This is a genomic window from Streptosporangium sp. NPDC003464, assembly GCF_053588315.1.
This window is the reverse complement of record NZ_JBSFPS010000292.1, coordinates 1-12,326: the sequence shown is the minus strand read 5'-3', so window position 1 is coordinate 12,326 and position 12,326 is coordinate 1. Positions and strand designations below refer to the sequence as shown.

The following is a 12,326-nucleotide window of genomic DNA, read 5'->3' as shown; positions in this document are numbered from 1 at the left end:
TACACCACCTACTGGGGCACCAACGACTCGGTGGTCTTCTTCGCCGGCAAGACCCTCAGCTCCGACGCCGCCCAGAACGAGGCCGGCTGGAAGGACCCGGCCTTCGACGCTGCCTACCGCAAGGCCGTCGGCACCCCGGACGGCGCCCGGCGCGCGGACGCGCTGCGCGAGCTCCAGCGGCTGGAGCACGAGCGCTCCGGCTACCTGCTGTGGGGCATGGCCGACGGCGTCGACCTGGCCGCCGCGGGGGTCGGCGGCCTGCCCAGGCTGCCCGGTTACGGCAGGGTCCAACTGGAGCGGGCATGGTTGAGCGCCTGACCGCCGCCCACGCCGTGCCCGGCCCGCCCACGCGGCGGGCGGCCCGGCCCGCCCCGTCCGGGCCGGCGCCCCTCCTCCTGCGGGGACTGGGCGTGCTGGCCCAGCGGGTCGCGCTGCTGGCCGCCCTGCTCGTCGCGGTCTTCGCGGCGATGGAGTTCCTGCCCGGCGACGCCGCGCGCGCCAGCCTCGGCCGGGGCGCCTCGGCCGAGGCCGTCGCCGCCCGCAGCGCGGAGCTCGGGCTGGACCAGCCCCTCTGGATCCGCTTCCTGCGCTGGATGGCCGGTCTGCCGGCCGGTGACCTGGGCGTGACGTCCCGGGGCGAGCCGGTGGCCGAGGTCCTGGGCCGCCACTTCCCCAACACGCTGCTGCTCGGCGGCCTCGCCTTCGCCGTCACCGTGGCGGCCGCGCTCGCGCTGGCCGGAGCCGCGGCGCTCCGCCCCTCCTCGGCGCTGGACCGCGCGATCTCGGGGACGTCGACGATCGTGGCGGCGCTGCCGGAGTTCGTGGTCGCGAGCGTCCTGGTCCTGGTCCTCGCGCTCTGGGCGGACCTGCTGCCCGCGGTCACCGTCACCGCCGCGGGCGGCGGCGGGCCCGCGTCGGCGGCCATGCTCGTGCTGCCGGTGCTCTCGCTCGCCGTGCCGCAGATCGGGTGGAACACCCGCATCGTCCGCGCCGCGCTGGCCGACGAGTGCACCGCGCCCCACGTCGAGGCGGCCGTCCTGGACGGGCTCCCGCCCCGCCGGGTGCTGCTGCGGCACGTGCTGCCCGGCGCGCTGCCCGCGATCGCCGCCGGCGCGGCGACGTCGGTGGGCATGCTGCTCGGCGGCGCCGTCGTCGTCGAGACGATCTTCAACTACCCGGGCGTCGGCAGCGTCCTCGCCGGAGCGGTCCGCGACCGGGACACCCCCCTGGTGGCGGGCGTGGTGGTGGCGACCAGCGTGGCCGTCCTCGCCGTGCTGCTGGCCGCGGACCTGGTGCGGGGCTGGGCCTCGGTGAGGCGCTCATGAGGACCGTGCTCCGCCTCGTGCCGGCCGGCCTGATCGCGGCGATCGCGCTGGTGGGGCCGCTGCTCGCGCCGCACGCGATCGACGCCCCGGTCGCCGCCCCCTACGCGCTGCCCGGCCCCGGCGTCCCGCTGGGCGCCGACGAGCTCGGCCGGGACGTCCTCAGCCGCCTGCTGGCCGGCGGCCGCGACCTGCTGCTCACCTCGCTCGCCGTGGCGTGCGCGGTCACCGTCGCCGCCGCGGCGCTGGGGACGGCGGCCGCGCTGCGCCCCGCCCTCGGCCGGCTGGTCGAGCGGCTCGCCGACCTCATGATCCTGCTGCCCGCGGTGCTGGCCGTGCTGCTGGTGGTGCTCTCCTGGCGGGGCGGCGGCCGGGTGGCGCTGGTCACCGCGGCCGTCGTGGTCTCCCTGCCGTACGCGGTCCGCATGGTGGCGGGGGCGGCGGCGCCCATAGCCGGGTCGGGGTACGTCGAGGCCGCCGCCGCCGGGGGAGAGCGGCTGCCCCAGCTCATCTGGCGCGAGGTGCTGCCCAACCTCCGCGCCACGCTGCTGGTCCTGCTCGGCCTGCGCTTCGTGGCGGCCGTGTACGTGGTCACCACCGCGGCCTTCCTGGAGGTCGGACCGGAGCCGCCGGCCGCGGACTGGGCCCTGATGGTCCGCGAGAACGCGCCCGGCATCCTGCTCAACCCCTGGGCGGTCGTCGTCCCCAGCCTGGCCATCGGAGTGCTGGCGCTGAGCGTGCAGGCGGCCGCCGAGGTGCTCGCACCACGGCCCGGACGGCGGGCGGTGATCAGGCTGTGAGCTCCAGGACGGCGGTGGTGGAGATGGACGGCCTCGTCCTGACGGACCCGGCGGGCGGCGTCGTGGTGGACGTGCCCCCGGTGACCGGGGAGCGGGGCGCCGTCGTGGCCCTGACCGGGCCCTCGGGGATCGGCAAGTCCACCGCGCTCCGCGGCATGCTGGGGGCGCTGCCGGAGGGCCTGACCCACCGCTCAGGGCGGGTGCGCGTGCTGGGCCAGGAGGTCCTGAGCCTTGATCCGGTACGGCTGCGCCTGCTCCGCCGCCACCACATCGCCCTGGTGGACCAGGACCCGGCCGCGCGGCTCAACCCCCGCATGCGCGTCCGCCACCTGCTGGCCGAGCTCGCGGTCCGGCCCGGCCTCGACGAGCTCCGCCGGCTGCTGGCGGAGGTGCGCCTGCCCGCCGGGGACGAGCTGCTGGCCCGCCGCCCCCACCAGCTCTCCGGCGGCCAGCAGCGCCGCCTGGCCCTGGCCCGAGCCCTCGCCCGCCGTCCGGACCTGCTGCTCCTCGACGAGCCGACCGCGGGCCTGGACCCGTCACTGGGAGGGGAGATCGGCCTGCTCGTCCGGGAGCTCGCCGACCGCCACGGCATGGCCGTGATCCTGGCCTCCCACGACAGGGACCTGGTCGGCCGGGTCGCCGACCGGGTGATCGAGCTGGCCCCCCGGACCCCGGCCCCGGACGCGGACGCGGGCGCGATCTCGCGCCCGGCCCGGCTCCCGACCCCGGACGCGCCGCGGAGGCCGGCACTGGACGCGTCGAGGGGGCCGGTAGCGGGCGAGGCCCAGGTTCCGCGCCCGGCCCCGGTCCCGGGAGTTGGCGCCGGCTCGGGGCGGACGGCCCCGGTCCCGAGGGCGGGCGCCGGCTCGGGGCGGACGGCTCCGGGGACGGCGCGGAGCTCGCCGGCGCTGGCCATGCGGCGGCTGCGCGCCCGCGCGGGCAGGCGCGGCCGGACCATCCTGCACGACGTCGAGCTGGAGCTGGGCCAGGGGGCCGCGCACGCGGTCATCGGGCCGTCCGGCGCGGGGAAGACCACCCTCGCCAGGGCCATCACCGGCCTGCACCCGCACGCCGAAGGCGTCGCCGAGCTGGCCGGCCGGCCGCTCCCGCTCCGGCTCGCCCGCCGTACCGGGGAGCAGCGCAGGCTGGTCCAGCTCGTGCCGCAGGACCCGCTCGGGGCGCTCAACCCCGTCCGCACGGTCGGCGCGGTCCTCGCCCGCCCGATGCGCCTGCACCGGCGCGCCGATCCCGCCGACGTCCCGGCCCGGGTCGAGCGGCTCCTCGCCGACGTGGCCCTGCCCGCCGAGACCGCCGGCCGCCTGCCGCACGAGCTGTCCGGCGGGCAGCGCCAGCGGATCGCCCTCGCCCGCGCGCTCGCGGCCGACCCCGCCGTGCTCGTCTGCGACGAGGTGACCTCGGCGCTGGACGCCCGGACCGCGCACGCCCTCATGGAGCTGCTGATGCGCCTGCGCGAGGAGCGCGGCCTGACGGTCGTCCTGGTCAGCCACGATCTCGACCTGGTCGCCCGGCACTGCGACACCGCCTGCGCGATCGACGAGGGGCGGATCAGCTGGGCCGGCCAGGCGGGCGCGGTCGCCGAGCGCCGGTGACACGCTCCACGATGCCGGTGACACCGGGGAATACTCGGTTCCTCCGTGGGTAGGCGCCCTCGGGTCGGGGGGCCGACTGCGACGACGGGACGAGGATGACTTCACTGCGCCACCTCTCGGATCAGGCTGATCTCCCCGGCAGGGTCGTGCTGGTGGCCATGGGGAACGAGGTGATCCGCTGCGGGCTCTGCACGATGCTCGACGATCTCTCCATGGTCGACGAGACCTGCGCGACCGACGACTTCGACCACGGCGTCGAGCTGCTCCGCTCCCGGCGCCCCGACATCCTGGTGCTGCCCACCCCGGGCGAGCAGCACGTGGCCGAGAAGCTGGCGCGGACCGCGGTCGAGCACGACGTGCGGATCCTGCTGCTGCTCCGCGCGGCCAGCGACGGGGCCCTGGTCGAGGCGGCGGCACTGCCGGCCGACGGCTTCCTGCTCGAGAACGACCTGACGCGCGACTCCCTGGGCAGCGCCCTGGCCGACCTCGACAGCGGCCTCATGCCGATGCCCGGCCCGCTGGCGCGCAAGCTGCTGGCCCGGGTCAGGCGCGCCGAGGCCGCCCGGGAGAGGGAGGCCGAGCGGCACCCCGGGGCCGACCGCGCCGCCTCGCCGCTGACCTCACGCGAGCGGGAGACCCTCTCCCTGATGGCGGAGGGGCTCAGCAACAAGCAGATCGCCCGCCGCCTCGGCATCTCCGAGCACGGCGCCAAACGTCACGTCGCCAACATCCTGGCCAAGCTCAACTGCTCCAACCGGACGCTCGCGACCGCCGTCGCGCTCAACCGCGGGCTGCTCCCCGACCTGGAGCGGGGACCGCGCGACTGACCGGCGCGCCGGGCAGGCCGCTCAGGCCCCGCAGCGGCGCCCTGGCCTTCAGCAGCATCTCCTCGTACTCCTCGACGGGGTCGGAGTCGAGCACGATCGCCCCGCCCGCGCCGACCGTGAGCCTGCCGGAGTGGGCGACCGCGGTCCGTATGACGATGTTGAGGTCCGCGGTGCCGTTGAGCCCGAAGAAGCCGATCGTGCCGGAGTAGAGGCCCCGCGCCCGGCCTTCGAGCCTGTCGATGATCTCCATCGTGCGCAGCTTCGGCGCGCCGGTCATCGACCCGCCGGGGAAACAGGCGCGCGCGGCCGGCACCGCGCTCATGCCCTCGTGCAGCCGGCCGCGCACGGTGGAGACAAGCTGGTGGACCGTGGTGTAGGACTCCACGGCCATGAAGCGCGGCACGTCCACCGTGCCGATGTCGCAGATCCTGCCGAGATCGTTGCGGAGCAGGTCGACGATCATCAGGTTCTCCGCGCGGGTCTTGTCCGACGACGCGAGCCCGTCCCTGAGCGCCTGGTCGCTGCGCGGCTCGGGGTGGCGCGGGGCGGTGCCCTTGATCGGCTTGGACTCCGCGACCCCGTCCCTGCCGACCTTGAGGAAGCGCTCCGGTGACGAGCACAGCACCTCGTGGTCGCCCAGGCGCAGGTAGGCCGCGTACGGGGCGGGGTTGAGGCGGCGCTGGCGCAGGTAGAGCGCGCGCGCCGACCCGTCGAACGGGATCTCCGCCGCGTTGGTCAGGCAGATCTCGTAGCTCTCCCCGGCACGCAGCAGCCGCAGGCACTCCTCGACGTCGGCGAGGTAGTCCGCGCGGGACCGCACGAGCCACGGCTCCGGATCGAACTCCTCCCCGGCCGGCGGCCCCTCCTCCGCCGCGGGACTCCCGGCCGCCCGCCGGCACGCCTCGGCCGCCCCGGCCACCCAGCGCCTGGCCAGGGCCCCGCTGCGGGGCCCGCCGTCGGTGAGCGCCACCGCCCACGTCTGCCCCGCCTCGTGGTCGATCGCGACGAACCGGGTGGCCGACATCCAGACCGCGTCGGGGAGCGGGGAGACGTGCGGCGAGGCCGCGCCGCAGTCGCGCTTCAGCTCGTAGCCGAAGTGCCCCACGTAGCCGCCGTTCAGGTCGAACGGCAGCGCGGGATCGGCGGGTACGGCGCGCGCCCGCACGCGCTCGTCCAGCACGTCGAAGATCGAGCTGTGGATCGCCGTGCCGATCCCCGAGGCGTCGTGGACCTGGACGCTGCCCGCTCCCGGACTGCAGGACAGCACCTCCCCGTGGGGGCCGCCCGCGTCGCCGAGGAAGGAGAAACGCGCCAGCCCCTGGCCGGTGCGGCTGCTGTCCAGCCAGAACGCGTACGGCTGCGCGCCGAAGAGCTCGGTGAAGGTCTGCTCGGCGTCGGCGGCGCCGGGGACGCGCTCCACCTCCAGCGACCACCGGGGGCCGTGCGCGCGGCGGGTCCCGCCGTGCTCCCGGCGCCGCGCCGGCAGGGCGAGCTCGCGGAAGTTGCGCAGCAGCGCCGGGCCGTACTCCGTCGAGATCGACTCGGGGTGGAACTGCACCCCCCACCACGGCATCGTCCGGTGCCGCAGCCCCATGACGACGGAGTCCCCGGTCCACGCGGTGATCTCCAGGTCGTCCGGGGCGGGGGTGGCCACGCACAGGGAGTGGTAGCGCACGGCGTGGAAGCCCTGCGGCAGGTCGCGGAACAGATCGCGGCCGCAGTGCCGGATCTCCTCGACGTAGCCGTGGATCGGGGCCGGGGCCGGCACCACGTCGGCGCCCGACAGCCAGCCGAGCGCCTGGTGGCCCAGGCACACCCCCAGCACCGGCAGCCCCGACTCGCGGATCACGTCGAGGCAGGCCCCGATGTCGCGCTCCACCTGCGGCCGCCCGGGACCGGGGGAGATGATCAGCGCGTCGAACCGCTCCAGGTCCATCCGGTGCCAGCCGTCGTCGTCGTTGGCCAGGACGACGGGTTCGACCCCGTAGGTCTCCGCGATGAGCTGGAAGAGGTTGTAGGTGTAGGAGTCGTAGTTGTCGATGATCAGAGTGCGCACGGCGGTTCCCCGGGTCGGTCTGCGGGAGGCGGCGGGCTGCCCGCCGTCATGTGGTCACCAATCCCCGTTGCGGACGGCGAAGCGGCGGAGCTTGCCGGTGTGCGTCCGCGGCAGCGCCCGGCACAGCCGCACGCTGCGCGGGACCTTGAACGGGGCCAGCCGGCTGCGGGCCAGCGCGATCAGCTCCTCCTGCAGCCGCGCCGGATCGGGGTCGGCCACGGCCGGGACCACGAAGGCCCGCAGCTTGCTCGCGCCGCGCTCGTCGGCGACGACGGCGACCACCACCTCGGCGACGGCCGGGTGCCCGGCCAGGACCGCCTCCACCTCCACGGGCGACATGGTGATGCCGCCGACCATTTCGAGGTCGTCGCGCCGGCCGCGGTGCACGTAGGCGCCGTCGGGGCGGCGCTCGGCGCGGTCCCCGGTCCGCAGCCAGCCGTCCACCAGCGTCCGGGCGGTCTGCTCGGGCCGGTTGAGGTATCCGCTCATGACGGAGGCGCCGCGGACCCAGAGCTCTCCCACGCCGTCCGCGACGGGCCCGCCGTCGTCGTCGCGGACCTGCAGCTCGTAGCCGGCCAGGGGGCGGCCGATCGTGCCCGCCTCGTCGGAGCGGAAGGTGTTGGAGCAGAACGCGTGCCCCGCCTCGGTCGAGCCGAGCTGGTCGAGGACGGGAGCCGCGAGCAGGTCCCGTGCCCGTGCCGCGAGCGTCTCGTTGAGCGCCTCGCCCGCCGACACCGCGATCCGCACGGAGGCGAAGGACGCGCCGGCGCATTCTGCGGCGAGGTTGGCGTAGGCGGAGGGCACCGCGTACAGCACGGTGACGCCGTGCCGCTCGACGGCCTCCTCGATCTGCCCGGGGCCGGGCCGATCGGCGAGCAGGACCGCCGACGAGCCGGAGAACAGCGGGAACACCAGCGCGTTGCCCAGGCCGTAGGCGAAGAACAGCTTCGACACCGACAGCGTCACGTCGCCGCGCCGGATGTCCACCACCCCCTGCCCGGCCGCGCGGTGGTAGCGGGCGAGGTCGGCGTGGCGGTGCAGCGCGGCCTTGGGCGCCCCGGTCGTGCCGGAGGTGTACTGGGCGTACAGGGCGGTGGCGCCGGTGACCCGCGTGACCGGGCCGGGGGCCGCCCCGTCGGCGAGCGCGAGCAGGCGGTCGCCGGTGAGGCAGGGCAGGCCGTCGAAGTGGCCGGCCACCTCCTCCCCGGCGACGACGAGGGCGGCCTGGCAGTCCTCGGCCATGAAGGCGTGGTCGGCGGCGGTCAGCTCCGGGTTGACCGGCACGACCGTCGCACCGAGCCGCGCCGCGCCGAGGAAGGCCGCCACCCACGCGATGCCGTCGCCGTGCGCCACCATCACCCGGTCACCCGGCCGCACACCCAGCCCGACCAGGGCCGAGGTGGTCCGGGCGGCCAGGTCGTGGACCTCTCCGTGGCTCCAGACGCGGTCACCGGTGTGGAAGGCGGGCGCCGGGCCCCAGCCGTTGCGCCGCGCGAGCCCGGCGAGCTCGGCCGCGACGTTCGTCCGGCCGGCCGGCGCCCCGTCCGCCGGGGCGGCCCCGTCACCGCCGACCCGGATGCCGGTCGCGAGGCCGTCCCGGCGGACGGCCGGGCGGACGGACGGGAGCTCAGTCACGTGGCTCACCTCGGTCGGCGGTGTAGGGGGTGATCAGGAAGCGGCCGTTCACGCGGCCGATCGGCCACCACCCGTCCGTCAGCAGGTCGGTGAGCTCGGCGAGCGTGCCGTCCTCGTCCTCCTCGCCGTCCCCGTCGGCGAGGGCGCCGGCCACGACCGTTCCGATGAGCCACAGCAGGGCGCCGGAGACCGCGCGGGCCCCGGGGTCCGTCTGGTCGGCCGGGTCGAGCCGGGGGGTCGCCACCAGCATGGCCACGTGCTCGGCCAGTTCGAGCTGCTCCTCGCGGCCCGCGTCGAGCAGCCGCGACCGGGCCGCCGCGCGCCGGCGGTCAAGATCGGCGAGCCAGCCGGGGTCGACCAGGTCCATGGCCGCCGTGGCGGTGGCCCGGTCGCGCACGACGGTGAAGCGGGTGGCGGGCCGCGCCGGCGCGGGGGTGGTGAAACCGGGCGCCGTGCTCGGCCGGGTGGCGTCGCAGACGCCGCGCAGGAGCCGCTCGACGCGGTCGCCGCCCGGCCCCAGCTCCGTGGCCAGGCCGGGGGGCGGCGCGCTCAACTCGAAGTGCCGTGCCATCGCACGTCCACTTCCGGGTGATCGAGCTCCAGCTCCTCTTCGAGGAGCGCCCGCGTCCGGCGGACGAACTCCGCGCGGCACTCGTCGTTCGTCATCCGCTTGATGCCCCAGCGGCGGAAGGTCTCGTTGTTCCTGGAGTCGCTGCGGCCGAAGAAGGGGAGCGTCATCGTGATCAGCTCGTGCGCCGCCCGCCGTACCTCGTCGCGTCCGGCGGGATCGGCCGCCAGCTGCCGCGCGGTCGTGGTGCCGAACCCGACGTGGAAGCGCTCCTCCGGCATCAGCGACCGGCAGAGCTTGCGGAGGGGGAGGTAGGAGCAGTGGGCGAGGTCCTCCATCAGGACGACCTCGGCGAGGTCGACGATCGCCTTGGTCATGACGTATTCGGTCCAGGTGGTCACCTCGTACTCGAATACGGAAAGGGGGGAGCGCGCGTGCGGGTCCTCCACGCCGAGCTCGGCGGCGAGTTTGTTGAATTTCAGATGGTGCCCGTATTCCTCCATCGCCATTCTGCAGGCCAGCCACTTCTCCCGGGGCGTCGGCGCGAGCGCGATCGACGGCTCGTCGAATATCGCGGCCCCCGCCGCCTCGTTGCGGACATGGCTGTTGAGAATCTTGCCGACCGCGGTGACGTAATCGTCTCCGAGCGCGCGGGCCTCCTCCGGGCCGGAGACCACCTGGTTCGCGAGAACCCCGAGCGTGTTGGACATCTGTCGCCTCCTCTCCAGAGCCGGCCATGCCGAAGCTAGGACGGTCCGCGGAGGGGGTCAAGTGCCCGATCGGGCACCTCGAAATAGGTGGTGAATTATTTCCGACAGGCCCGTGGATGGGGCCGAACGGATATATCTTTCACATTGTCGCAGGACACGGCGGCGCCTTCCGTGACTTAGGCAAGCCATACTTAATCACATATCGGCTACCCTGCCCGCCCGCTTTCCCCGGCTCAGGTCTTTCCGTTGATTGCCTGTTCTCCGAGGCCCGTGCCAGGGTGATTCGCTATGTGGGACATGGCGACGCGGCGACACGATCTGACCGTTCAGGATCGCATTCATCGCCCGGAGGATCTGGAACGCACGCTGGCGGAGGCCACCGGGCGCCCGTGCCGTGTGCTGCAGCCGATCTCCGGCGGCGGCCTGCTGCTGACGGCCGAGACGGAGCGGGATCTCCCGCCTGCTCGGCTGGCCGAGCTCGCCGGCCGGATGCGCGCCGTCGTGGCCGAGGAGCACGAGGTGGTGGCCGAGACCGTCGCGCTCGTCGCCCCCGGGCAGCTCGGCCCGGACACCGGGGACGGGCCAGGACGCGCCGCCCTGCTCAACCGCTACCGCCACGGCGAGATCGAGGTGCTGCGGGCCGACTCGCTCTCCCCCGCGCCCCGGCCCGCCGCGGGGGAGTGGGCGGCGGGCACCCCCGGCCGGACGCCCGCCCCGGCCGGCGCCGGGCCGCTGACGCCCGACGCCGTCCGCCTGACCGTCGCCGCCGTGCTCGGCATGGACCCCGCGGAGCTGGGCGACGACGACGACCTGGTCCGCCACGGCCTCGACTCCATCCGCACGATGCAGCTGGCCGGCGAGTGGCAGCGCGGGGGCGCGGAGGTCAAGTTCGCCGACCTTTTCGACCGGCCCACGCTCGCGGCCTGGTGGGCGCTGCTGTCGGCCCGCACGGGCGGGCAGCGGCCGGCGCCGGAGGCGGTGCCGGAGGTGGACGAGAGCGCCCCGTTCGGACTCACCCCTGTGCAGCACGCCTACTGGATCGGCCGCCAGGACCGCCAGGTGCTCGGCGGCGTCGGCTGCCACTTCTACGCCGAGTTCGACGGCGCCGGCGTGGACGCGCCGGCGCTGGAGGAGGCCGTCCGTGCGCTGCTGCGGCGGCACGCGCTGCTGCGCACGCGCTTCCTCGACGACGGCACCCAGCAGATCCTCGACCGCGGCCCGTGGCCCGGCCTGACCGTGCACGACCTGCGCGAGCAGCCCGCGGAGGCGGTCGCCGGACGGCTCGCCGCGCTCCGGGAGAGGCTCTCCCACCGCCGCCTGGAGGTGGAGCGCGGCGAGGTGTTCGACCTCTGGCTCACCCTGCTGCCCGGCGGCGCCCACCGGCTGCACGCCGGCTTCGACCTGCTCGTCGCCGACGTGCGCAGCATCCAGATCATCCTTGAGGACCTGGCCGCTCTCTACTCCCGGCCCGATGACCCGCTGCCCCCGCTCACCTACGGATTCCCCACCTACCTCGCCGAGCAGGAGGCCCGGCGCCGGCAGGACCGCCGTACGGACCGGGAGTACTGGCAGGAGCGCCTCGCCGACCTGCCGGCCGGTCCCCGGCTCCCGCTGGCCGTCGAGCCGGAGCGGGTCGAGCGGGTGCGCGTGGTCCGCCGCGACCACTGGATGCCGCCCGAGGTGCGGCAGCGGCTGGCCGAGCGGGCCCGCGGGCACGGCCTGACGCTGCCGATGGTCCTGGCGACGGCGCTCGCCGAGGTGGTGGGCGCGTGGAGCGGCCGGCCCCGCTTCCTGCTCAACCTCCCGCTGTTCGACCGGCAGACGCTCCACCCCGACGTGCCGCGGATGGTCGCCGACTTCACCAACCTGCTCCTGCTCCAGATCGACCTGTCGGAGGAGATGTCCTTCGCGGACCGGGCCAGGACGCTGCAGAGCCGCTTCCAGGCCGACGTCGCGCACTCGGCGTACTCGGGGGTGGAGGTGCTCCGGGACCTCAGCCGCGGCCGCCGCGCCGGCCAGGTGACCGCCCCCGTGGTGTTCACCAGCGCCGTCGGCATGGGCGACCTGGTGGGCGCCGACGTCCAGAAGAGCCTGGGCGACCTCGGCTGGATGCTCTCCCAGACGCCCCAGGTGTGGCTGGACCACCAGGTGGTCGAGGTGGCGGGCGGGCTGCAGTTCAACTGGGACGCCGTCGAGGAGCTGTTCCCGGCGGGCGTGCTGGACGGGATGGCCGGAGCCTTCTCCCGCCTGCTCGGCTGGCTGGACGGGGACGGCTGGGACGGGCCCGTCCCCGACCTCCTCCCCCAGGAGCAGCGTGCGGTCCGTGGCCGGGTCAACGACACCCGGGGGCCGGTGCCGCCGGGACTGCTGCATTCGCGTTTCTTCGCCCTGGCCGCGGCGGAGCCGGAGCGGGCCGCGCTGGTCCGGGACGGCGGCGGCCTGACGTACGGTGAGCTCGCCGGCCGGGCGCTGCGGGTGGCGGCCTCGCTGCGCTCGCGGGGCGTCGGGCCGGGTGACGCCGTGACCGTCTCCCTGCCGAAGGGGGCCGACCAGATCGTCGCCGTGCTCGGCGTGCTGGCGGCCGGCGGCGTCTACGTGCCGGTGGGCGTGGACCAGCCGCGGGCCCGCCGGGAGCGGATCGCCGCGCTGTCGCGGGCGGTGGCCTCCGTCGACGACGTGGCCGCCCTCTGCGGCGACGACCGGCTGGCGGGGCCGGTGGAGGTGGATCCGGGTGCGCCGGCGTATGTGATCTTCACGTCGGGGTCGACGGGTGAGCCGAAGGGTGTGGAGGTGTCGCA

The 12,326-nt window shown here is 75.5% G+C and carries 9 protein-coding genes and 1 pseudogene; 6 read left to right on the top strand and 4 right to left on the bottom strand.

Annotation, left to right across the window (positions count from 1 at the left end; all coding sequences use genetic code 11):
* From ACWDS7_RS40765 to ACWDS7_RS40745, 5 genes and pseudogenes are all read left to right on the top strand, one after another.
* A pseudogene (locus tag ACWDS7_RS40765) lies at nucleotides 1–318 on the top strand (ABC transporter substrate-binding protein); the annotation flags it as partial.
* A complete protein-coding gene (locus tag ACWDS7_RS40760; protein ID WP_451933635.1) occupies nucleotides 303–1,325 on the top strand; it encodes an ABC transporter permease in 1,023 nt (340 codons plus the stop codon). The pseudogene ACWDS7_RS40765 and the gene ACWDS7_RS40760, both read left to right, overlap by 16 nt.
* Nucleotides 1,322–2,122, top strand: coding sequence for an ABC transporter permease subunit (locus ACWDS7_RS40755; protein ID WP_451933634.1), 801 nt, complete (start codon nucleotides 1,322–1,324; stop codon nucleotides 2,120–2,122). Before ACWDS7_RS40760 ends, ACWDS7_RS40755 begins: the two co-directional genes overlap by 4 nt.
* Complete coding sequence (locus ACWDS7_RS40750; protein ID WP_451933633.1) at nucleotides 2,119–3,732, top strand: ABC transporter ATP-binding protein; 1,614 nt, start codon at nucleotides 2,119–2,121, stop codon at nucleotides 3,730–3,732. Before ACWDS7_RS40755 ends, ACWDS7_RS40750 begins: the two co-directional genes overlap by 4 nt.
* Before the next feature lie 95 nt (nucleotides 3,733–3,827).
* Nucleotides 3,828–4,559, top strand: coding sequence for a response regulator transcription factor (locus ACWDS7_RS40745; RefSeq protein WP_306875131.1), 732 nt, complete (start codon nucleotides 3,828–3,830; stop codon nucleotides 4,557–4,559).
* Here ACWDS7_RS40745 and pabB read toward each other — a convergent pair.
* Genes pabB through ACWDS7_RS40725 form a run of 4 tightly spaced genes read right to left on the bottom strand, consistent with a single transcriptional unit; the run spans nucleotide 4,513 to nucleotide 9,528 of the window.
* On the bottom strand, nucleotides 4,513–6,615 hold the full coding sequence (gene pabB / locus ACWDS7_RS40740) for an aminodeoxychorismate synthase component I (protein ID WP_451933632.1): 2,103 nt from the start codon (nucleotides 6,613–6,615) through the stop codon (nucleotides 4,513–4,515). The two genes, ACWDS7_RS40745 and pabB, sit on opposite strands and share 47 nt — an antisense overlap.
* A gap of 54 nt (nucleotides 6,616–6,669) precedes the next feature.
* The gene (locus ACWDS7_RS40735; protein WP_451933631.1) at nucleotides 6,670–8,250 is read right to left on the bottom strand and encodes an AMP-binding protein; all 1,581 of its coding nucleotides are present in this window, start codon (nucleotides 8,248–8,250) and stop codon (nucleotides 6,670–6,672) included.
* The gene (locus tag ACWDS7_RS40730; protein ID WP_451933630.1) at nucleotides 8,243–8,821 is read right to left on the bottom strand and encodes a hypothetical protein; all 579 of its coding nucleotides are present in this window, start codon (nucleotides 8,819–8,821) and stop codon (nucleotides 8,243–8,245) included. The genes ACWDS7_RS40735 and ACWDS7_RS40730 overlap by 8 nt, the downstream gene beginning before the upstream one ends.
* Entirely contained in the window at nucleotides 8,800–9,528 is a 729-nt protein-coding gene (locus ACWDS7_RS40725; RefSeq protein WP_306875121.1) for a Phenylacetic acid catabolic protein, read from the bottom strand. The genes ACWDS7_RS40730 and ACWDS7_RS40725 overlap by 22 nt, the downstream gene beginning before the upstream one ends.
* A 297-nt stretch (nucleotides 9,529–9,825) precedes the next feature.
* Here ACWDS7_RS40725 and ACWDS7_RS40720 point away from each other — a divergent pair.
* The coding region (locus ACWDS7_RS40720) for an AMP-binding protein (protein WP_451933629.1) at nucleotides 9,826–12,326 on the top strand (2,501 nt) is incomplete at its 3' end.